Genomic DNA, 20,841 nt, shown 5'->3' on the forward strand with positions numbered 1-20,841 from the left:
CCGCAATTAATCATTCACCCAGTGCTTGGCCGCCGCGCTCAGCTTCGCAAGGTCCTCCGCGCTCCGAGCTTCGGTGTAGGCCCTTACCACCGGCTCCGTACCACTCACCCGATAGCAAACCCAAGAGCCGTCGTCCAGCACCAGCTTCAAACCATCCGTACGCACCACGTTGGCGACCTTGCGTCCCGCGAACTCCGTCGGATTGGTCTCCAGCTTCGTAGTGAACTTCGTTTTAGCTGCGTCCGTCAAGCGAAAGTTCTGTCTTTCCGGATAATACGAACCAACTTTGCCAAATAATTCTTTGAGCTGCGTCCCCAAACTCTTGCCGCGCTTCGCCACCATCTCGCACATCAGCAGTCCCGCGAGCACGCCATCTTTCTCCGGTACGTGATAACGAACGGTCAGTCCCGCGCTTTCTTCCCCGCCAATCGCAATCTTATCCTGCTTAATCAGCTCGCCAATGTACTTGAAGCCCACCGGCGTCTCATACAGTTCGACTTTGTGATAGTCGGCAACCGCATTGATCAGGTTCGTCGTGGCCACGCTCTTTGCCACGCCGTTCTTCCACCCGCGCGTCTCTACGAGATAGTCGAAGAGCAACGCGATCACGTAATTCGGGGCAACGTAAGTGCCATCCTCATCGACAATTCCGAATCTGTCTGCGTCGCCGTCACACGCAATCCCGATCTTCGCGCCTGTTTCCTTCATCTTGTGACGCAATTCATCCAGCAACTCCCCGTCCGGCTCCGGAGCATGCCCACCGAACAGTACATCGCGAGTGTCGTGAACTACCGCGCATTCAATTCCCTGCTCGGCGAGTACTTCGTTGCTGTACCCACGAGACGCTCCCCACATCGGGTCAAACGCCACCTTCAGCCCGCGATCCTTGATCGCCTTGAAGTCCACAATTTCCTTCAATCGATTCAGGTAGTTCGACTTGACTTCGATCGACTGCCGTTGAGCCTTCTTCACCCCCTCTGGAGGCGCGCCCCCATCCTCATCAGCCTTCAGCACCGCCGCCTCAATCTGCTTCGTGAACTCCGGCAGTGCTGGCGCTCCGTCCGGAGTCGAGAACTTGATCCCGTTGTATTCCGCCGGGTTATGCGATGCGGTGAAATTGATGGCGCCGTCGGCCTTCTCGCGAATAACTTCCCACGCGATAGCCGGAGTCGGTGCCGCGTCGGCAATCACCAGCGGAGTAATCCCATAGCTTTCCAGGATCGTCGCCGCGATATCCACGAAAGTTTCGCCCATGTACCGCGGATCGCGCCCCACAACCAACTTCGGATTGGCCTTCCCGGTTCCTGCCACATATCGTGCGATGCCAGTCACCGCGCGCTTCACGTTTGCCACCGTGAATTCATCAGCAATTACCGCTCTCCAGCCAGACGTTCCGAACTTGATCTGTGTTGCCATTCTTCGCTCTCCGAAAAAGTGATCTGAAGCTTTTAGTTTCAACTGCCTCTTGCGTTCAATGGTCGATTCTAACAGCGCCTGAGTGCCTTGCGCTCGATTCCTGCTCAAATGCACTTGCTCGCCGCGCTGCTCTTCGGTAGCGTATTCCTGCTTAGCACGGGAGTACTCCAATGACGAACAAGCGACTGATTCTGACCACCACCTCGTCACGCGACGAAGCCGACACCATCGCTAGCGAACTCGTATCCCGCCGTCTGGCTGCTTGCGTCAATATTCTCGGCCCTGTCTCATCGACCTACCGTTGGCAAGGCGATGTAGAGCGCGCAGAGGAATTCCTGCTTTTCATCAAATCTACCGAAGCTCACTTCCCCGCCATTCAGGCAGCTGTTCGCGAGCTTCATTCATACGAGGTTCCCGAGATTATCGCGTTCAACATTGAAGAGGGTGCAGCTCCGTACCTCGAGTGGATCGCCGCTTCCGTTCGCAAATAAGAGCTTTCTAATTCAAGCCCTAGACCTTTCCGTCCGTTCTCATGAACGGAGAGGACAAACATGCTCATTGAATGGAGTGATTCTTACAATTTGGGGATACCCGCAATTGACCGGCAGCACGTCGAGCTCTACAACATGCTTAATCGGCTAAGTTCGGCTATGGAACAGGGACACGGGCGCTCGGCAGCCGCTGACATCATGAAGCGCTTACCATTTCTTATCGGCGAGCACTTTGCCGAAGAAGAGCGCACTCTTCGCGACCTGAACTCACCTCACTATGATGAACGCTGCCTGCGACATCAGCAGGATCTCGCGATACTCGAGGATTTCCTGCGCCGAAACAGCGCGTCCGATCCCTCTTCCGTCATCGATCTGCTTTATCTTCTTGACCGACTACTAGACGGACATATCGATGCCGAACGACAGGCGCTCTGTGCCGAACCGCTCGTACATTAGCTGAACTATGCGTGCGCCCTCAGGGTTAAGCGGACGTAGTCCAGCGAATATTCTCCCTGCTCACGGCAGGTGCGATCGGAGACTTCGGACAGGAACTCGTTTTGCAGCCTCTCCGGCAGCTTAGCCACAGCCTCTCGCATCACGACTGTCCGCAAGAACGCCTCATAGCGCTTCTTGAGCTCAAACCGTGGCACTACCGTGTGCAATCGGGCTTCGTCCACCGTAAACCCGGCAGCCTCCATGCGCTCCCGCGTGCTGTCAACATCCTCGAAGTGAGGTGACTCCCTCACACCACCTAAATAGTCGCGAAATCTCGGCAATTCCGAAACCTCGTGGGCTCGTCCGTAGGTCTTCGCCAGATTCCCAACACCTCCAAACTGTGCCACCAGCCACCCGCCCAGCTTCAGTGCCCGATGGAGACTGCGAAACATCGCCGCATGATCTGGCACCCAATGAAAGACGGCATTGCTAAAAATCCCATCCACCGGAGGATCCAGTTCAAAATTCTCGAGACTACCCTGCACGAACTGAACCCGCGCGCTGAAATCCGCAAGCTTTTCTTTCGCCTGCTCGAGCATCTTCGGCGAGAAATCCAGTGCTACCACTTCCCCTTGCGGCAACCTTCGCAAAAGTTCTGCAGTTAACCTTCCGCTGCCGCATCCTGCATCCAGCACGCGCTCCGAACCGCTCAGCCCCACCGTGTTCAGTACAGCCATTCCCCACTGAAACATCGGATCGGAGAGTTCGTCATACGCCACCGCATTCCAGTCTGTCTCACTCACGCCCATCCTAGCCTTGCTCTTTGAAACCGCTGCCGGTTTGCTTTTAGATTTGGTCTTGTTTGTGCTTTGGTTTTGCTTTGGCTTTTGTTTTTGCAGTCGCTTTTGGTTTCGCTTTTGAAGTCAAAGTGTCATCCTGAGCGCAGCGAAGGACCCCAACGAACCGTGACATCGCCGCAACCACCCAAGGGCACTTCCTCTTAAGTCCGGTGCCCCACCGCAAGCGCCCTACACAACCGCCAGCGCCTGCTCCAGATCCTCCACGATGTCGTCCACTTCCTCGATTCCTACCGAAATCCTCACCATGCCATCGGTCAGCCCGATCTTCGCTCTTCCTTCCTCGCCAACGGCCGCATGTGTCATCGTCGCCGGATGCGAAATCAGGGATTCAACGCCCCCCAGTGACTCACCCAAGACACACAGCTTCACCGCCTTCAGCAGCTTCTTCGCATTTTCGAGCGATCCCGTTTCAAACGTGATCATCGATCCGAACCCCTTCATCTGCCGCGCCGCCAGTTCGTACTGAGGATGGTCCTTCAGGCCGGGATAAAAAACCTTCCTCACCTTCGGATGTTTCTGCAAGAACTCAGCTACTACTCGCCCATTGCTGTTGTGCTGCTTCATCCTGATCGCCAGAGTCTTCACGCCGCGCAATATTAGCCAGCTCTCAAACGGAGACATGATTGCCCCCGAAGCCTTCTGAATGAATGCCAGATCGGCAGCCTGCTGTGGCTTCGAGCACACGACCACCCCACCCAACCCATCGCTGTGCCCATTCAGAAACTTCGTCGTCGAGTGCAGCACCATGTCCGCGCCCAATTCTAGCGGGCGCTGAAAATACGGCGACATGAACGTGTTATCGACAATCACTTCTGCCCCGCCCTTGTGCGCTACCTCGCTCACCGCCATAATGTCTGTCAGCGACATCAGTGGGTTCGTCGGAGTTTCCAGGAACACGAACCGCGTATTCCCCTTCATCGCTTTTGCGACATTCTCCGGATTCCTCGTATCGACATATGTGAATTCAATGCCGAATTTCGACATCACCTGATTGAAGAACCTCGGCGTGCCGCCATACAGATTGTCTCCGGCTACAACGTGATCGCCCGCCTTCATCATCTGGCACAGCGCCGTCACCGCCGCCATCCCACTCGCAAAGACCCTCGCTGCCACGCCACCCTCGAGCGACGCCAGGTTTGCTTCCAGTCGATCCCTCGTCGGATTCGACACGCGCGAGTATTCGTACCCAAGGCGCGGCTTTCCTAGTTCGTCTTGCTGGTAGGTCGAAGTTGCATAGATCGGAACTCCCACTGCGCCCGTCAGTGCTTCAGGCTCCTGCCCATCGTGGATCGCCCGCGTTGCAAATCCCTTATGATCTTTCATGGTCGCCTAGTCCGAAACTTCCTGCGGCTTTGGCTCAACCGCGCCTTTATAGTTAAAAATGTCCTTCGACAAATACCGCTCCGCCGAATCCGGAATCAGCGTGACCACTCGCTTACCCTTCCCCAGCCGCTTCGCAACCTCTATCGCCCCACACACATTGGCTCCGCTGCTGGACCCGCCGAGCACGCCTTCCTCCACTGCCAGACGCTTCACCATTGCAAAGGCCTCAGCGTCCGTCACAATCACCGTGCCATCACACACCGTCCTATCAAACGTCTCCGGGATGAAACTCGCTCCAATTCCCTCGACATCATGCGACCCGGGCGTCTGTCCGCTGTAGAGCGAGTGCTCCGGATCGCTCAGGATCGCCTTCACCTTCGGGTTCTGCTCCTTCAAATATCGCGCAACTCCCGTAAACGTTCCCGCCGTTCCAGCCCCGCACACGAACGCGTCGATACGCCCTTCCGTCTGCTCCCAAATCTCGCGCCCCGTTGTATCGTGATGAATTCGCGGATTCCCCTGGTTCGAGAACTGCGCTGCAAACCAGTAGTGCTCATTCTCCGCGACCAGTTTCTTTGCTTTTGCGATCGCTCCCTCCATCCCCTCATCCGTTGGAGTGCGATACACCGTCGCCCCGAAGCTCTCCATCAACATCACTTTCTCTTTGGAGAACTTTTCGGGCACAAAGAAAACGACTTTGTATCCCTTCTGAACCCCGACGAGCGCCAGTCCAACCCCCGTATTTCCCGCGGTGGCTTCCACGATAGTATCCCCAGGCTTCAGGGTGCCGTCCCGTTCGGCCTCCTCGACCATGCCCAGCGCGGCGCGATCTTTGATGCTGAATCCGGGATTGAATGCCTCAAGCTTCACCCAAATCTCTGCAGCATCCTCTGGGACCACTTTTCCCAACTTCAACATTGGCGTCGAGCCAATCAGTTCCAGTACGTTGTCTACCACTCGCATCGAGCATTTCATCCGAGAGTCCTGTACCTGGTTTTACGAACCATTCAGCCTACGGCTTCCGCCACCACGGGTCAACCACGAACAAAAGAAAAGGCCCGAATTCGGGCCTCATCCTTGCAACGAGTCTGTTATTGCATACAATCGCGGGACATCACTTACTCGCCGAAGCCGCCCTCTCTCCCGTGGCGTAGTATCCGCTGCGGGTCCGCACTTGTAATCTGCGATATCCACGCGCCGCCGCGTCCACTTTCACCTGCCGATATCCACCTTCAGCCTTCGGAGTTGAGGGCTTATATCCAATCGAGTATTGATTCCGTATGTCATGTGCAATCTGCTGTGAAATCGCCTCAACCTCGCTCACGTCGTTGGGGAAGAAAGAAACCCCGCCAGTTTGCTCTGCCAGAATTCGCAACGCACGCCGCGCCTTTTTTTCCGGCTCGCGCCCCATCAGACCGATGCAGTACACAGTCGGGCCACCATCAACTGCTATCGCCCGGATAGCCTGCTCCAGCGAATCTCGACTGGCATTGTCTTCGCCGTCGGTTACCACCAAGATAATCTTCTTCTGCAATTTGGCAGATTTCATCAAGTGATCAGCCGTTGCGACCACTGCGTCGTACAGCGCAGTCCCGCCTCTCGACTCAATCCGTTCGAGTGCATCGCGCAGCAGAGAGATATTTCCCGTGTAGTCTTGGTCGAGGTAATACTCGTTGTTGAAGTTAACGATGAACACCTGGTCCTGCGGATTACTTGCCCGAACAAGGTTCAGCGCCGCGGCATTCACGCTCGGACGCTTCTCACGCATCGACCCCGAGTTATCAATCACAATTCCCAACGCCACAGGAACATCTTCACGTCGGAATGACGTGACCCGCTGTGGCCGGCCATCTTCATATACTTGGAAAGCACTGCGATCAAGAGTGGTTACTGGACGCTGCCGGTCATCCACCACCGTAGCGTGCAGCGTCACTTCCTGCACATCGGCCCTGAAGACGAATCCGCCACCTGCAGTCCTGTCCGCCTCGTTGCCCTTCTGTTGCTGTGGGACATTAACAGTATTCCCCGGCTGGTTTGCGGGAGCTGGAGCCGGAGCCTGACTCATCGCAGGTTGACCAGATGCAGGATGGTTGGCTGGTGCGCTAGCCGTGGGCTGCGCGGCCGGCGTCTGATACACCGGCGGAGGCGTCTTTTCCGGGCTTTCGCCTTCTGGCGGCAGAAGCACGTCATCAGCGTTCTGTCCCTGAGGAGTCGCGCCCTGCTGACTTCTTTGCGCGCCGGAACCGTTTGAGCTCTGCGAAATAGCAATGCTGCCCAGCATGACGCAGAGCAGCATCAGTACGGCAAACCTACGTATCTGTCTTTTACTACTCACTTGGAGCATAGTACCCCGTCTTCGCATATACCGAGAGCTGTGGCAATCCCTTGGGCGTGTTCAACTTCACTTTGAGTTTGCGCCACTTGCCATCGTGAGTCGCCCTTGTTGGACGGTACCCGAGCACGTATTGGTTGCGCAGCTCTACTCCAATCTTCGTGGCCACGTCGGCGAGCTCGTTCGGGTTGTCGACGGTAAACGTCCGTCCGCCGGTAACATCCGTTACCTCGGCCAGCAGTTGCGGGCCAAAGCGCTCCTCGTCGCTGCGCGGAGTAGAGTCAAAGATTCCAATGGCATATATCTGTACATCGGCTTCTTTCACCATCGACTTGATCTCGTTCTCCGTGTAGCGGCTCCGATTGTCACCACCATCAGAAATGATAAGCAGAGCTTTCTTCTGATGCCTTCCCTCCCTCATTTTTGCCATTCCCAGATAAATGGCATCCAGCAACGCTGTTCTGCCCTTGGGAGCCGCATATACAAGCTGTGACTGCGCTTGCTCCACGCTGTTCGTGAAATCACAAATTAAGGTCGGCTTATCGTTGAAGGCGATCATAAAGAACTCGTCCTCAGGATTGGCGGTTTTGAAGAATTCGACCACCGCATCGCGCGCCTTCTCGATCTTGTTCGACATCGAGCCGCTCATGTCGAAAATAACTCCGAGCGAGATCGGGGCGTCTTCGCTTGAGAAGTGCTGAATCTTCTGCTTCTCTCCGTTATCCATCAGCACAAAATTCTCTTTCTCAAGCCCTGTCACAAGGCGATTCATCGGATCGGTAATTGTCACCGGAACCAACACCAGGTCCACATCCACGCGGATCGGCTTCGTATGCGTCTTCAGGGACGGGTCCATCGCCGATTCTGCCGCCGCGGTTGAATTCGGATTGAACTTCGCCGCGTCTTCCGACTTCACCATCGGCTTCACGTGTACTTCGTCGTAGTTGGTCTCGGTCGGAACCTTGCTCTTCGTTGCCATCGCTGGCGGCAACACAACAGATGTACTAGCGTCGCCTTCCGGTTTCTTCTCCTCCGAGCCTTCAGCTTTCGCCGTCTGCTCACCTGCTGTGGGAGCAGAAACCTGCGGAGCGTTTTCGGTCTTATCGCTCTCACTCGCCGCAGTCGCAGACTCGCCTCCACCGTTGGGCGTCAACCCTGGCTGTTCTTGTCGAGCGGCTTGATCTGAAACTTGGGACGGACTCTGGAATTGCGAATCGCCAGGTGCATTCTGCGCAAGCATCTGCCCTGTCGGAATCGTGATCGCCATTATGACCAATAGGAGAAGTGAACGACGAACCGTGAGCACGCTCATCCGCTCATCGCGGAAATAACCACTGCTCACCGTAACCTGCGACTTCAATCGTGCAGCCCTGCACCCGGACCTGTACTCGCGGGACATGGTGACCCTCTTTTTCCATCATCGAATGATGGGCGGCGTAGCGTTTTCGCCACATCTGAACCCGCCTTCGCGCCCCCATGCTCATCCGTACAAGCTTGGATGTGACACAAGCGACCTTGGTTACTCTGCCACGGATCACGATACCGCTATTTTGGCTTGGCTCAAAAGAAAAATGCCCCGGGGCAGGGCATGTACCGCCTGGATCTGATTCGGGACCACCCGAGCTCAGGCTACGCCGCGAGCTTTCGGTGTTCCTTGTATATACACTTGTCCATCACCACCGTGACGCCCGCTTTTCGAGCCTTGTCCGCGGCTTCCTCATGAACCACGCCTTCCTGCAACCACAACACTGGCAGCTTCAGCTGCAGCACTTCGTCCACGATCGCCGGTACCGCGTCCCGCTTCCGAAATACATCCACGATATCGATCTTCTCGGCCTTGGCTGCTTCGCTCAGTGTTGCATAGGATTTCTCGCCCATCACCTCGCGCACGTTTGGATTCACCGGTATGATTCTGTATCCCTGACTCTGCATGTAGCTCGAAACGCCGAAACTCGGCCTGCTCGGATCGTCCGTGAGTCCCACGACTGCGATTGTCTTTGCGTCTTTTAGAAACTTATCAATCCGCTCCGCCACAGTATTCGCTCCTGTCGCCTAGTTCTTCTTCCCTTCCATCGTCTTGCGGTGAACTCTGAGTGCCATTTTGCGCAATGTCTCGTTCACGTTCTTGTTGATCGCCAGCGCCCGCTGATCTTTTGCCAGTAGATGCACAACGAGTGGCATCGACACGTCCAGCGGCGTCTTTGGATTGTTCGCCAGAGCTCGCACGACGCTGTAGTTCTTGATGTAGTTTCGCTTCTTTGAGATTGCCCGCAGCACGGTTTCCTGGATGTTCTTCATCGACGCGAACGCTTCCATCTCCGACTCGTTTACCTTGGGAGACTCCAGCACCGCAATCGCAACCAGTTTCGAGCGGTCACGGATCAGCACCATGCGCTCTTCCCGATTGCCTCGCATGGCCAACTTGATTCGCTCGCCCACTCGCATTAGAGCGATCTTTTGGAAGATAGACAGCCTTCTGAGGTCTTCTTCGCTCTCTGGCTGCTCGCCCTTCTTCGCGCCATCGAGCACTTTGTCCAGAGCGTCGTCTTCACCGTCGGTTCCGGCGACAAGTTCAAAAGGCTCCAGGTCCGTCCGTGCGACCTCGTCTGCATTCCGTGCCAGAAATTCCGCCGCCGCTCGCTCTGCTTCCATTCCCTCAGCCAACTCGGCCCTATGCGCTAACTGCTCAAGCATATCTTCTGCCGCCGGATTCTCTTGCATCAGGCTGAGCAGCCGCCCCGAGCCCTGTACCCTCAAGCTCTCAAGCATCGCCCGCAGCACCTCGCGATCTCCGCGCGACGCGATTGTCTCCAAAACGCCGATTGGCACCGCCGGATTGTCACACAGTGCCCTCAGTACGGCATGGCGATGTATGCAGTTCTGCAGCAGATACTTCAGTGTCTCTGGTGATGAAATATTTGCGCACACCTCGGCCAATGATCGGTCGTCCCAATCCGCTAGCGTCTGCTCGGCCTCCAGCCCAAACTCCCTGTCACCCGCCAGCCACACCAGGAGTTCGATTGATTCCGTCGGCGGAATCGATAGTTGGCCTTGAGCCGCGCGCCGCACCATGGACACTGGCGCTGCGCCTTCTCGAATCAAATCCAAGAGCTGCGCCATCAACGCAGCTCCTTGATCTGCCTTACGCAATCACACAGTGTGTCGTACAAGACAGGCGAGAGCGTGCGGTCAAATGCATCCAGCAACGATTCGTAGTACCAGATCGTTCTCTCTCTCGGCGCGCTGAACCGGTTCCAGACAGCCTCTCCCACCCGCGCGTGATCCGCCAGTATGGAGCGAGCGTTATGCACCTTATCGGCCAGCATGATCAGCCGGGCTTCGCGGTCTGCCCTAGGAATCTCTTCCAAGTGCTGCCGTTTTCTCGTCTCCCAGTTCGGTTTCGGAAGAGCAAACGTATCGCTTGCCTGCCGCACCCATCGCGCAACTGGCTCACCAAAAGACTCGGCGATCACCGTCAGGATCTCCTCGCCGCCTTGGTCTTCGGCAGCATCGTGCAGCAAAGCCGCAATAGCCATATCCTCGCTGCCGCCCTCCTCCAGAACCAGGGAAGCCACCGAAAGCAGATGGGACACGTAGGGAACACCGCTCGCCTTACGTGCCTGCATCCGATGCAGTGACGAGGCCAGTACAAGGGCCTCGTCAAAGCGCGCGCTCAGGGGCACCGTCACTCGCTTCCGAAATTCAAGAACGGGCTGCTGCTTTTCCATGCTCTTACCTCTGCTGCTCTGCTCTCCTCATCAGCAGGTAGGCGCGAATGAACGGATCGATATCCCCGTCCAGCACGCGATCCACATCGCCCACTTCCAGCTTTGTCCGATGATCCTTCACCATGCGGTACGGCTGCAGAACATACGAACGAATCTGAGATCCAAAATCGATATCCAGCTTCGAATCTTCTACTTTCTTGCTTGCCGCTCTCTTCTTTTCCAGCTCGAACTCATAGATTCGCGAACGCAACATCTTGAATGCGCGTTCCCGGTTACTGTGCTGCGAGCGTTCGTTCTGGCAAGCCACGACGATTCCAGTCGGGAAATGCGTTATTCGCACCGCCGAATCCGTTGTATTCACGTGCTGCCCGCCCTTGCCGCCAGATCGATATGTATCGATCCTTATCTCTTCCGGCTTGATCACGACTTCAATGCTGTCGTCGATTTCCGGCGAGACATAAACGCTGGCGAACGACGTATGCCGCCGTGCCTGAGAATCGAATGGCGAGATTCTCACCAACCGATGGACTCCTATCTCGCTGGTCAGCATTCCGTAAGCGAACTCGCCCGCCACGCTCGCCGTCACCGACTTGATCCCGGCTTCATCTCCGGGCTGCAGATCGTTGATAACCGTGCCGAATCCTTTGCGCTCGCACCAGCGCAGGAACATTCTCAGCAGCATCTCGGCCCAATCCTGAGACTCCGTTCCGCCCGCGCCAGGATGGATCGTGATGATCGCATTACTACGATCCATTTCACCGTTCAGCAGAGTTTCGGTCTCAAGCTTTTCGACCAACTCACGCAAGCCATTCATCTCTCGCGCAATGTCTTCATCGACCGGCTCTCCTTCGGTTGCAAGCTCGAAGTAGGCGGAGATATCCTCCACTCGTCGCCCAAGTTCGCTGTCGATCGCGAGTGCATCCTCCAACCGCTTGCGCTCGCGCATCACCTTTTGTGAATTTTCGGAATCGTTCCAGAAATTCGGATCTGCGACTTGCTTCTCTATTTCCTCTAACTCAGCCTTTAACTTCGGCGAGTCAAAGATACTCCTGTAGCTCACGTACCTTGCTTCGCAAAGCCGAGAACTCTTGTTCTAGTTGTTGATCAATCATGTAAATCAAGACTCCTACACAGGCAATGGATGCGTCATGTGCGCGCCTGTACGGTCGCGCCACAGCAATCCAGTGATTGAGATTATGGCACACAGTGCCGGAAACCAGTCGCCATACCGCGTATAGAACGTAGTCTCCGAAATCAAGCCGTAAGGCGCATTCAGCGCTATTCGCTGATTCCTCGGCACCTCGGCCACCACACGTCCCAAGGGGTCAATCGCGGAGGTTACCCCCGTATTCGTCGAACGCAACAGCCAGCGATGATTCTCCACCGCCCGCATCCGTGCCATATTCAGATGTTGCCACGGTGCTCCCGACTCCCCGAACCAGCCATCGTTCGAGATATTTACGAAGACCTCTGCCCCGTGTTCCGCAAATTGCCTTACCTCGTGCGGAAACACCGATTCGTAACATATAAAGGTCCCGTACTTGTGCCCGCCCACATCCAGCGGTATTCTTCCCGAACCTGATGCCGAGAACGCTCCGACCTCATGCGTCAGCGCCTTCGCAAATCCAAAAGCCCACGAGAACGGAACATATTCGCCCCAGGGCACCAAGTGAACCTTGTCATAGCGCTGCACAGCCACTCCCGACGGGTTCACCAGCACGGCCGAGTTATATACCTGCTCTTCTTGAGGTTGAGCCGCTGGGCTCTTTACCGCTGACGGAATTACCGCTGTAGCTCCAGCCAACACCCACGAGCGTTGTGACTTGGCCAGTTCTGCCGTAGAACCTGTGAACGTCCGATCATCGGTCTCGAACGGTGCTGGCGACTCCGGCCACACAATTACCTGAGCAATACTGGCATCCTTTGTTGCCTCGGGTGCCAGGCTAAGTCCGTCAAGCTGCTTTAAAAGTTGATTGTAGTTCTCAAATGTCCACTGCCGCTCTATGGGAACGTTCTGCTGAACTAGAGTTGCGTGTGCCTCTATGGCGCTCGCGGGTGCCTTCACCAAAACAGTGGATTGCAGCGCCACCGCTCCCGCCAGTGCTGCAATCAGAGTTGCTATACGACGTTTGCGATTGACCAGCATTGCCGCCGCGAACACCGTATTCACCAGCGCAATTTCAAATGACAGCCCATACACGCCTGTCACGCTGGCCAGCTTTGCCAGTGGCAGATTGTCAATCTGCGCCGTTCCCAGAAGCATCCAGGGGAAGCTCACGATATGAGCCCGGAGCAGTTCCACCGCTACCCATAGAAAAGGAGCCAACACCAGTGCTTTTCGGCTGAAGCCCGCCTTCGAACGCCCCGCCACTGCCATCAAAGCGCCGAAAACTCCGTGATGGAGGCCGATATAGAGCGAGAACAGAATGAGCAGGAGGAACGATATCACCGGCGAAAGCCCGCCGTGGATGTGCATTACGGAATAAACCCAATAGCAAGTCCCGAAATAGAAGACCGTGCCCGACGCCCAACCCAGCAGGAATCCCTGCCACGCTCGTGCAGGAACCAGAAAGGAATCGCTCTCCTCATTCAGCAACTCCGCTGCGTCTCCCTCGCGTGCTCGCAGTAGCGCATAGAACAGCGGTGCTAGTGCGATCCAGCACAACCAATACAAATTCGGTCGAGGAAAGATGAGGATTTGTAGCACCCCGGAACCGACTGCCAGCCCCCAGGCGCTTTTATGTATGCCCTTCACAGTTCAGAGTCTAACAAATGCTTTCTGCGAAACCTGTGGAACTGGTAATCGCCCACTCTCCTGCAACTCAGCCATTCCCATCTCACCGCATCTCGCTTCGTGAATCCGATATTCGGTAGCACTGTCGGCCTGGTCCCGTACTCGCAAGCCTGCCCCACTTCGATGGGTGAAACCGTGACGAACTTCTCATCAATCAGTCCTGCTTCCAGCATTCCTGAGTAGAGCGCTGGCCCGCCTTCGCAAAGCAGATATCTGATCCCATAGCGTTCCTTCAGCGCCGTTACTGCTTTGCGCAAATTCACTCCAGTCCCCGCTGGTCCTTCCGCGCTATCTACGGCCAGCACGTCCACCTTCGGATGCTCTTTCAACTGTGGCTCAAGTATTCGAGCTCCCTCGTGAGTGGTAAGCAAGGTCACATCCAGCAACTCGCCATCGAAGATTGCATAATCACTCATCCGAAAATCAGCCCTTGCGGTTACCAGAACGTTCCTTTCTCGACCTCTCTGCAAGTTAGCCCTGAATTGCTTCAAACCGGGATTCATAATTCGGAATACTGGGCCGCGTGGCCTCGGTCTTCCCAGCCTTTGCTCTTCCCTTAACGTTCCCATTCCCACCATCACGGCGTCCGCATGTGCCCGCAGCAGATCCATAAGCCAGCGGTCCTCTGCCGACTCCGAGATATCTGATCCGCCCGCCTCATCTCCTAAAAGCGAAACGATGCCGTCCATGGTTTGAACAAAGTTTGCATAGATCCACGGCTTCTTTCCGGGATGAGGGAAGCCCAGCTTGCCATATACGGCCATTTCCGGATCCAGTAGTTCCGAGCGTTCGCCGTGATCAAAGAGAACTTGGAAGTCGTGCATAAGTTCGTAATAATGCCATGACTCACACTTCGGGCCCAACTCATTCGGCTCGCCAAGTCTTTCCACTTCAGGACGTCGGGCACTCTGTGTTGCTAATTTGTGAATCTGAGCAGCTGGGATTTATCATCTGAATGACCTATGAGCTGGAAAAAAGGACAGGCAGTTCGTTTACTTCCGCTCTCCCAGGCGACGGGCCGCGTTCTGGAAATCTACCGCGACGTTCAAAGCGTCTTCGGCGTTCCCCACATCAGCAGCTTCTTCCAATTCCTGGGCACCCAGCCGCGTTTTCTGGAGAGCTTTTGGACAATCGTTCGCCCCATCGCACAGTCGCAAGCATTCTTTGACTGCGCCCACCGCCTCCGCGCCCAGAGTTATTCGCGCGTGCATTCAACTTTTGAAGTCCCAGACCTCAAAACCGAGATTACCCATCAGGAGTTCAGCCTCGGCGCTCGCGAGGAATTGAAAAACTGCATCAATTTCTTCTGCTACTCCGTTCCGGTCAGCCTTTTGCTTTCGTCCCTGCTTAGCGAGTCTTTTGCCGGAACAGTCGGAAGCACCGATATACCCCTTACCCCTGCAGCGCACCCCAAGACTCATGGACGCATTGTTCTAGTTGATGAGGACTCCGCCGGACCTGCTGTGAAGAGCATCTTCGCTGACATCCGCACCGCGACCAATGCCGATGTTGTACACACCGTTTACAGAGCTTTCGCCCGCTGGCCTGATTTTCTGCAACTCTATTGGGCTGCCGTGAAGCCGCTTACCGTCTCTGACCAGTTCCAACAAAGTGAGAGCGCAGTCCTTCAAGACGCGAGGCAAGTCGTAAAAGAGCTCCCCGGCCCGGTTCAGTTCACCTCCGCCGACCTGGAAAATCTTGGATACAACGAGTCCGAAGCAACGTCGTTAATTCGCATCGCGGACATGTTCTTCCATAGCCTCTCGGCGGCCCTGCTCAATGTGAGCGTTGCCCGTATCGCCATGGAAGGTGGCAGCATCCGCATGAAGAGCACGGCGGAAGCTCCAGTTACTTCCACACAGCCTTCATAACCAGTTCAGGGGCACGCATCAGTTCCGCGGGCCCCTTCTGACCTCTTATTTCTTCTTCCTGGTTAGCTTTGAGAGTGTAGCTAGTTCCTTCAAGTACTCCGTGATCGGTCGCGCCGGAGTTCCCCAGAACACTACGCCCTTTCCTCTGACGACCTTCTTGCTGGGAATCCCGCTCTGCGCTCCGAGGATCACTCCTTGCTCGATGCGAACGTGATCCGCAATACCTACTTGGCCGCCGACAATCACGCCATCCTCAATTACCGAACTTCCACTGATGCCCGTCTGTGAAGCAACGACAACGTTCTTTCCAATGCGGACGTTGTGCCCCACCTGGACGAGGTTGTCGAGCTTCACTCCATCCGCGATCACCGTGGCATCCAGCGCGCCGCGATCAATCGTCGTGTTGCATCCGATCTCCACGTCGTTCCCAATTTCCAAACGCCCAATCTGCGGAAATTTGTGATACTTCGCCGTCGAAGGATCTGGCACAAACCCAAATCCATCACCGCCCAGCACGGCCCCGGCCTGCACAATAACCCGGTCGCCCATCGTCGTGCCGGAATACACAGTCACTCGTGCAACCAGGTCGCAGTCTTGGCCGATCACCACTCCTCCACCGATTACCGAACCTGCACCGATATGGCTTCCGGCTCCGATCATCGCTCCGGCACCCACGACCACCAGTTCGTCAACGCATGCTGTCGGATGTATCTGCGCGGAAGGATCTACCACGGCTGACGCGTCAACGCCTCCCTCGCACCTGCCTGACCGCCTCAGTTCCTCGGCAGCCAGCGCAAATGCCAGTCGCGGATGCTTCGCTCGAAGCACTGCCTTCCCGTGCTCGTCTGCAATCTCTGCATCCGCCGCCACAATAACGGCTCCGGCTGCCGACGCCAGAGCTGGCTCCAGGAAACGCGATTGCTCCACGAAAACCACGCTCTGCGCCGTAGCCGCCCCAAAGCTTGCAACCTGAATCAGTTCAATGTCGGCGCCTTCGCACTCCGCGCCTATCCGTTTTGCCAACTCGATTGATTTCATGCGTCCGTTGTACCACTTCCTAACATTCTCTACCGAGACTTTCTTGCATCACGCTTTCTGCTGCATCTAACCCGACCATGCCGCGCCGTGAATCCATTGTCGCCATCGAGGGTCGACGCCTTTCTCTCAGTAACTTGGACAAGGTCCTGTACCCCGAGGCTGGTTTCACGAAGGGGCAGGTCATCGACTATTACGTCCGGGTTGCGCCCTTCATGCTTCCCCATCTGGCAGGACGTCCACTTACGCTAAAACGTTATCCAAACGGCGTGCCTGGAATGTTTTTCTATGAGAAGAACTGCCCTCGCCACCGTCCCGAGTGGGTTCCAACTGCCCCCATCTGGAGCGAAGGCAACCACCGCTGGATGGATTATTGCGTTGCCGAGAACCTGCCAACCCTCGTCTGGGCAGCGAATCTTGCGTCCCTCGAGTTGCATACCTCGCTCTCCCTTGCATCGGCCATGCCCCACCCATCGTTTATTGTCTTCGACCTCGACCCCGGCGAGCCCGCCACCATCGTGCAGTGCTGCCAAGTTGGGCTCTGGGTACGCGATGCCTTTTCACGGCTCGGCCTTCGTAGCTTTGCCAAGACCTCCGGTTCAAAGGGCCTGCAGATCTACGTTCCCCTCAACTCCGGCGCAACCTACAATGAAACCAAGCCCTTCGCCCACGAACTCGCGCGCAAACTTGAGCGTAAGCACCCTGACCTCGTCGTCAGCGACATGAAGAAGTCGCTTCGTCCTGGCAAAGTCCTCGTCGATTGGAGCCAGAACGATGAGCACAAAACCACGGTTTGCGTATATTCACTCCGTGCGCGCTCGCACCCGACCGCCTCCACCCCGGTGACTTGGGCCGAGGTCAGTCGTTGCTTGGAATCCGAAAACCCCGATAGTCTGCGGTTCACCTCTGATCAGGTTCTGGAGCGCGTGGATCGGCATGGCGATCTCTTTGACCGCGTACTGACGATGCACCAGCAATTGCCTGAACTGGAAGCCTTGGAGCGTGGCGCCGCTGCGACCGTCTCGGAGTCGACAGCTTCGGTCCGAAAACCCGTTGCGACCAGCGCCAAGCGTGCAACCGCCCGTTCCCGCCGAAGTGCTTGAAGTGCATAATGTTTTCGGAACGATTTTGCTGCCCATCCCGCAGGCAGCGCGGCAAGCAACAGCCGTCAGGCTTTAGCAGTCTAAGTTCGGGAATCTTGTTCTGATGAGCCGGCTTTTTCCCCGGCGGAGGAGATTATGCAGAATTGGAAGAAAGTCGTGGTTTGCAGTGCCGTTGGTGCCGGAGCCCTGCTCGCCTTAACAGGACGTCGAAATGTCGGCATTGCATCCATCGCCGGGGGGCTCGCCCTGCTCGCCAGTGAGTACCCAGAGCATTTCGAATCCATATGGGAGAACGCTCCCGATTACGTGAATCGGGCCACCCAGATTTTCTCGACTCTCAGCCGCCTCAGCGAACGCTTCGCCGAAGACGCCGAGCGCCGGAGCGTTGCTGCTTACCAGCAGTTCCGCCACGAATACAGCGACTAATTTTGGGACCCACCTCTGCTCCCTCGCAGAGGTGGGTCTCTGCCAAGCGCCGGGAATCCTACTCTCCCGCTGTGCTCTGTCCCACAGCGGCCATCATATCTTCCATCGTCGGCGCTGCCTGCAAGTATGGAGTGTTGTTCTTCCTCTTTGAGCCTGAGTTCGGCGGAAGAATCGCGACACGGAATGGCGCGGCTTGTGCCGTGAATTTCACCATCACCATGTGGTATCCGCTCTCGACGTGAATCTTTCCCCTGACGGCTCCATTTGCGCTCCGCCCGCGCGCCACCACGCGTCGGCCATCCACAAACACAACCGAGTCAGCATTGCTTTCGAGATACACGTTCCACTCGCCACCGCTCGTCAGGTACGTGCTTGAAACCGCATAGAACACGCCACCCTGCGCTGACACTTCGATCGGCAGCGTGAACGTACCCTCCGGAAAGACTAGCTCGTATCGTTGGCGCTCAAATGTTCTGCGTGCGCCTTTCTGAGCCTGCTTTGCGGCTTCCTTCTCAGGAGCAAATTGCCTTGAAAACTCCGTCCCCTTATGTCCAAAATGCCCGCACACGTGCCAGTCCGTCAGAAGCCCCGCTTCGCGCGACTTCTCCAGCTGCACGCCTTCATTCATGCGGTCGTCAGCCGTCTGCGCGCTTGCGCCAATAACGGAACTCACGGCGAGCAGCGCCACTGCGAAGATCCACAATTTCATCTTCATGGCAGCTTGATCCTTACTTCCCGCTGCAACGCCTCATCCGCCGCTCTGCAGAACTCCCGGAAATCCGCGTAATCCTTTGTCTTCACCGTCAGCGGAACCAGTTCTGTGTAGGTTTCAATCCGAAGCTTGCTTCCGTCGAGGAAATAGCTCACTTCGACCTTGCCGAATGGTGTATGCAGTTTCGTATTCGTCGGCAGCACGGCGTCGGCGCCTTCCGGCAGATCGTAGTCAAACACTTCGTGCTCACTCGGTGTCACCGGTACCAGCACGGGATTTAGCCTGATCCGTTCCGGCGCATACTTCTTCATCAGTCCGGCGGTGTTGAGCGAACTGCGCAGGGTCACCTCGCGCTCGCCCTGAGCTGCATCGATTGAACCTTCAATTTTCAGATCCACCGCATGCGAGGCTCGCGCCGTACCCTCTGCTACTGCGTGAGCAATCTTTACCGTGGGATAGAACTGAGCGAGTGTCGCGCGATAACTGCCTGCAAGGTCGTTCGACTCGGAATTGCGCCTCTGTTCGGCGGCAAAGTATCCCTCGAATTTCGTCTGAGACTCGAACTCGACGTGTCCTGCCTTATCCAGTCGTGCCCGAACCTCGCGGCTGATGCGGTTTGACTCCGCGGGCGAGAAAGGCACCACCCTGCGTGTGGCCTTTCCCTGCTCATCAACCGTAATTGCCAGCGCCCCCTGGTCATCCCCGGGAAGTTCGCCCAGTGCGGCCCATTCAGCCGTTCCATCCAAAAAGAGCCCCAACGAAGGCACATAAGCTACAGCGTGATTGAACAATTGCACCGAGTACGCATTCGGCGCCACGTCGCCCGCCGAGCGCGTGCGCACCATGGCAAACTCCGCCGAGACGCCCACAGCACGCAGCAACGCGACAATCATCGCGGCCTTGTCCTTACAGTCGCCAAAGCCACGCCGCTCTACAGTCGAAACCGGATAAGGCTGGTAACTATGCACTCCAAACTCAAATGCGATGTACTTCGTGCTCCGCTGCACCGTCTCATATACGGCCTGAACCTTGCCTTGCAGGCTCAGATCGCGGTCTCGAATGTCTTCCGCGGCCGCCAGCATTTTTCCATCCAGCTTTAGACTGGGCTCGAGCAATGCGCTGTACCAAACTCCGAAGTCATTCATCGAGCCAATCGTGGACAGATGTAAGTACGGTGCCGATGCAGTACCGCCGGGCGAGAGAACCTCAAAAGGCTGCGCAGGAATTTCCGTCATCTCCCACACTCGAGTGGTTTCTTCCCCACTCTGCCTAACGGCTGGCGCGTGCACCCCACGCTCAACGGCATACAGCTTCATACTGCTCGGAGCGACTACCACCCTCCGACGCAACCGCGCGGGGAACGAGTCTCTAAAAATATCGAGCCGCGCATAATATCCCGCCCACGGATTCACGTCTGTCGCCGGTTGGAGGCGATACTCAAGTTCCACCACATCGCCCGGCTCTAGTTGGGAGAAGTGCAGATCGCGCGAGCGTGAATCGAAATACATCGATGTTCCGCGCTCGACTACCGGCTGATCGGCCGAGATGGATGCAGCGATTTCCCGCCCATCACGCTTCAGCACGCGTGCCCGCACCACATCCAGAATCTCGCTCATCGACGCATACATGATCGAACGCGGCGAGAAGCTCCGTGCGCCTTGGGCTGTGTTAATTCGCCAAACCTGCTGTACGTGAGCTGAGGTCAGACCGTCGCGTCCCAAGGTGTCTTTGCGAAGACGATCGACGCGAATATCAGCCAGTGTCTCAACGTCCCCATTTGCGTGCTTCGCCTTCGTGGCGACCTGTCGCGCATTCACCATGAATGCCGCGTCGTCCTGCGAATTGATTCCGGCCTGCTGTGCCTTTGCTGGATTCAACGAACCTATGCGCAACAGCGCGTCAGCTTCGTCGGCCGTGTTGGCCGCGGGCAGCATGGCCGAGATGGCAGTGTTTAGTGCCTTAGCGTCTTCGCCGCCGAAGCACTTCCCTTCTGCCGAAAGCTGCTTCAGTTCGTTGATCAGAGCTTTGCGTTGTGCTGGGTCTTTTGTAGATAGGAATTGCAGCTCGATGGCCTGGACTTCTCGCGAATGCCCTTGCGCCTGCGCAGTCATTTGCGCTGTGGGCAAGACTGCTAGTGACAGAATTCCAGCGAGTAAGTGGCGGACCCTCATGCTCCCCTGCAGAACCGAATGAATGCTGAACGTCCGCAGTGAACAACAGAGTCTGGCAGACTACTGCCTCCCGCTTTGGGTTCCGAACCCCCCACCCTCCCCGAGGCTTTCACTTCCTGTACGGTTCAGAGCTTCAGTTCGAAT

The 20,841-nt window shown here is 56.5% G+C and carries 20 protein-coding genes; 5 read left to right on the forward strand and 15 right to left on the reverse strand.

Features of this window, described 5'->3' with window-relative positions; all coding sequences use genetic code 11:
• Nucleotides 1-6: 6 nt before the first annotated feature.
• Nucleotides 7-1,416 (reverse strand): phosphoglucomutase/phosphomannomutase family protein, encoded by a 1,410-nt coding sequence (locus AC6IZD_RS08920; RefSeq protein WP_497787342.1) that lies wholly within the window; start codon nt 1,414-1,416, stop codon nt 7-9.
• Nucleotides 1,417-1,586: 170 nt separating this feature from the next.
• On the opposite strand from AC6IZD_RS08920, the gene cutA reads away from it, so the two are divergent.
• Nucleotides 1,587-1,907: a divalent-cation tolerance protein CutA gene (gene cutA / locus AC6IZD_RS08925; RefSeq protein WP_497787343.1), complete on the forward strand. Its 321-nt coding sequence runs from the start codon at nt 1,587-1,589 to the stop codon at nt 1,905-1,907.
• A 60-nt stretch (nt 1,908-1,967) separates the two neighbouring features.
• Nucleotides 1,968-2,363: a bacteriohemerythrin gene (locus tag AC6IZD_RS08930; protein ID WP_497787344.1), complete on the forward strand. Its 396-nt coding sequence runs from the start codon at nt 1,968-1,970 to the stop codon at nt 2,361-2,363.
• A gap of 5 nt (nt 2,364-2,368) precedes the next feature.
• Here AC6IZD_RS08930 and AC6IZD_RS08935 read toward each other — a convergent pair whose 3' ends face one another.
• From AC6IZD_RS08935 to AC6IZD_RS08985, 11 genes are all read right to left on the reverse strand, one after another.
• On the reverse strand, nt 2,369-3,145 hold the full coding sequence (locus tag AC6IZD_RS08935; protein ID WP_497787345.1) for a class I SAM-dependent methyltransferase: 777 nt from the start codon (nt 3,143-3,145) through the stop codon (nt 2,369-2,371).
• Between the two features lie 225 nt (nt 3,146-3,370).
• Nucleotides 3,371-4,525: a trans-sulfuration enzyme family protein gene (locus AC6IZD_RS08940; protein WP_497787346.1), complete on the reverse strand. Its 1,155-nt coding sequence runs from the start codon at nt 4,523-4,525 to the stop codon at nt 3,371-3,373.
• Nucleotides 4,526-4,531: 6 nt separating this feature from the next.
• Nucleotides 4,532-5,488 carry a cysteine synthase A gene (gene cysK / locus AC6IZD_RS08945; RefSeq protein ID WP_497787347.1) on the reverse strand — a complete coding sequence of 319 codons (957 nt, stop codon included), beginning with the start codon at nt 5,486-5,488 and terminating at the stop codon, nt 4,532-4,534.
• A 151-nt stretch (nt 5,489-5,639) separates the two neighbouring features.
• The gene (locus AC6IZD_RS08950; RefSeq protein WP_497787348.1) at nt 5,640-6,860 is read right to left on the reverse strand and encodes a VWA domain-containing protein; all 1,221 of its coding nucleotides are present in this window, start codon (nt 6,858-6,860) and stop codon (nt 5,640-5,642) included.
• Nucleotides 6,853-8,217, reverse strand: a complete 1,365-nt coding sequence (locus AC6IZD_RS08955; RefSeq protein ID WP_497787349.1) for a VWA domain-containing protein — start codon at nt 8,215-8,217, stop codon at nt 6,853-6,855. Before AC6IZD_RS08955 ends, AC6IZD_RS08950 begins: the two co-directional genes overlap by 8 nt.
• A 269-nt stretch (nt 8,218-8,486) precedes the next feature.
• Entirely contained in the window at nt 8,487-8,891 is a 405-nt protein-coding gene (locus AC6IZD_RS08960) for a CoA-binding protein (RefSeq protein ID WP_497787350.1), read from the reverse strand.
• Between the two features lie 18 nt (nt 8,892-8,909).
• Nucleotides 8,910-9,977 (reverse strand): hypothetical protein, encoded by a 1,068-nt coding sequence (locus AC6IZD_RS08965; protein WP_497787351.1) that lies wholly within the window; start codon nt 9,975-9,977, stop codon nt 8,910-8,912.
• Complete coding sequence (locus AC6IZD_RS08970; RefSeq protein ID WP_497787352.1) at nt 9,977-10,585, reverse strand: HD domain-containing protein; 609 nt, start codon at nt 10,583-10,585, stop codon at nt 9,977-9,979. The genes AC6IZD_RS08965 and AC6IZD_RS08970 overlap by 1 nt, the downstream gene beginning before the upstream one ends.
• A gap of 4 nt (nt 10,586-10,589) precedes the next feature.
• Nucleotides 10,590-11,694 (reverse strand): peptide chain release factor 2 gene (gene prfB / locus AC6IZD_RS08975; RefSeq protein WP_497787569.1). Its coding sequence is split into 2 segments (ribosomal slippage): nt 10,590-11,624 and nt 11,626-11,694, totalling 1,104 coding nucleotides; the frame shifts between segments, so codons are not numbered across the junction.
• 17 nt (nt 11,695-11,711) lie between these two features.
• Nucleotides 11,712-13,340 carry an apolipoprotein N-acyltransferase gene (lnt, locus tag AC6IZD_RS08980; protein ID WP_497787353.1) on the reverse strand — a complete coding sequence of 543 codons (1,629 nt, stop codon included), beginning with the start codon at nt 13,338-13,340 and terminating at the stop codon, nt 11,712-11,714.
• Entirely contained in the window at nt 13,337-14,269 is a 933-nt protein-coding gene (locus AC6IZD_RS08985) for a RibD family protein (protein ID WP_497787354.1), read from the reverse strand. The genes lnt and AC6IZD_RS08985 overlap by 4 nt, the downstream gene beginning before the upstream one ends.
• Before the next feature lie 72 nt (nt 14,270-14,341).
• Here AC6IZD_RS08985 and AC6IZD_RS08990 point away from each other — a divergent pair, with 72 nt between their 5' ends.
• Nucleotides 14,342-15,250 (forward strand): halocarboxylic acid dehydrogenase DehI family protein, encoded by a 909-nt coding sequence (locus AC6IZD_RS08990; protein WP_497787355.1) that lies wholly within the window; start codon nt 14,342-14,344, stop codon nt 15,248-15,250.
• A gap of 45 nt (nt 15,251-15,295) precedes the next feature.
• Here AC6IZD_RS08990 and lpxD read toward each other — a convergent pair whose 3' ends face one another.
• Complete coding sequence (gene lpxD, locus AC6IZD_RS08995; protein ID WP_497787356.1) at nt 15,296-16,288, reverse strand: UDP-3-O-(3-hydroxymyristoyl)glucosamine N-acyltransferase; 993 nt, start codon at nt 16,286-16,288, stop codon at nt 15,296-15,298.
• Between the two features lie 77 nt (nt 16,289-16,365).
• On the opposite strand from lpxD, the gene ligD reads away from it, so the two are divergent.
• Together ligD and AC6IZD_RS09005 are read left to right on the forward strand one after the other, a co-directional pair.
• Nucleotides 16,366-17,388, forward strand: coding sequence for a non-homologous end-joining DNA ligase (gene ligD / locus AC6IZD_RS09000; protein WP_497787357.1), 1,023 nt, complete (start codon nt 16,366-16,368; stop codon nt 17,386-17,388).
• A 135-nt stretch (nt 17,389-17,523) separates the two neighbouring features.
• Nucleotides 17,524-17,814: a hypothetical protein gene (locus AC6IZD_RS09005; protein WP_497787358.1), complete on the forward strand. Its 291-nt coding sequence runs from the start codon at nt 17,524-17,526 to the stop codon at nt 17,812-17,814.
• A gap of 58 nt (nt 17,815-17,872) precedes the next feature.
• On the opposite strand, the gene AC6IZD_RS09010 is transcribed toward AC6IZD_RS09005, so the two are convergent.
• Nucleotides 17,873-18,529 (reverse strand): hypothetical protein, encoded by a 657-nt coding sequence (locus tag AC6IZD_RS09010; protein WP_497787359.1) that lies wholly within the window; start codon nt 18,527-18,529, stop codon nt 17,873-17,875.
• On the reverse strand, nt 18,526-20,697 hold the full coding sequence (locus AC6IZD_RS09015) for a DUF3857 domain-containing protein (protein WP_497787360.1): 2,172 nt from the start codon (nt 20,695-20,697) through the stop codon (nt 18,526-18,528). The genes AC6IZD_RS09010 and AC6IZD_RS09015 overlap by 4 nt, the downstream gene beginning before the upstream one ends.
• Nucleotides 20,698-20,841 lie beyond the last annotated feature (144 nt).

This window comes from Koromonas humicola (assembly GCF_059726255.1).

Bases quoted from the DNA above. Each gene is read 5' to 3' on its own strand.
- AC6IZD_RS09015 (WP_497787360.1), bottom strand. From the start codon at position 20,697: ATGAGGGTCCGCCACTTACTCGCTGGAATTCTGTCACTAGCAGTCTTG.
- AC6IZD_RS08965 (WP_497787351.1), bottom strand. From the start codon at position 9,977: ATGGCGCAGCTCTTGGATTTGATTCGAGAAGGCGCAGCGCCAGTGTCC.
- AC6IZD_RS08970 (WP_497787352.1), bottom strand. From the start codon at position 10,585: ATGGAAAAGCAGCAGCCCGTTCTTGAATTTCGGAAGCGAGTGACGGTG.
- AC6IZD_RS08940 (WP_497787346.1), bottom strand. From the start codon at position 4,525: ATGAAAGATCATAAGGGATTTGCAACGCGGGCGATCCACGATGGGCAG.
- cysK (WP_497787347.1), bottom strand. From the start codon at position 5,488: ATGCGAGTGGTAGACAACGTACTGGAACTGATTGGCTCGACGCCAATG.
- AC6IZD_RS09010 (WP_497787359.1), bottom strand. From the start codon at position 18,529: ATGAAGATGAAATTGTGGATCTTCGCAGTGGCGCTGCTCGCCGTGAGT.
- cutA (WP_497787343.1), top strand. From the start codon at position 1,587: ATGACGAACAAGCGACTGATTCTGACCACCACCTCGTCACGCGACGAA.
- AC6IZD_RS08920 (WP_497787342.1), bottom strand. From the start codon at position 1,416: ATGGCAACACAGATCAAGTTCGGAACGTCTGGCTGGAGAGCGGTAATT.
- AC6IZD_RS09005 (WP_497787358.1), top strand. From the start codon at position 17,524: ATGCAGAATTGGAAGAAAGTCGTGGTTTGCAGTGCCGTTGGTGCCGGA.
- lpxD (WP_497787356.1), bottom strand. From the start codon at position 16,288: ATGAAATCAATCGAGTTGGCAAAACGGATAGGCGCGGAGTGCGAAGGC.
- AC6IZD_RS08990 (WP_497787355.1), top strand. From the start codon at position 14,342: ATGAGCTGGAAAAAAGGACAGGCAGTTCGTTTACTTCCGCTCTCCCAG.
- ligD (WP_497787357.1), top strand. From the start codon at position 16,366: ATGCCGCGCCGTGAATCCATTGTCGCCATCGAGGGTCGACGCCTTTCT.
- AC6IZD_RS08930 (WP_497787344.1), top strand. From the start codon at position 1,968: ATGCTCATTGAATGGAGTGATTCTTACAATTTGGGGATACCCGCAATT.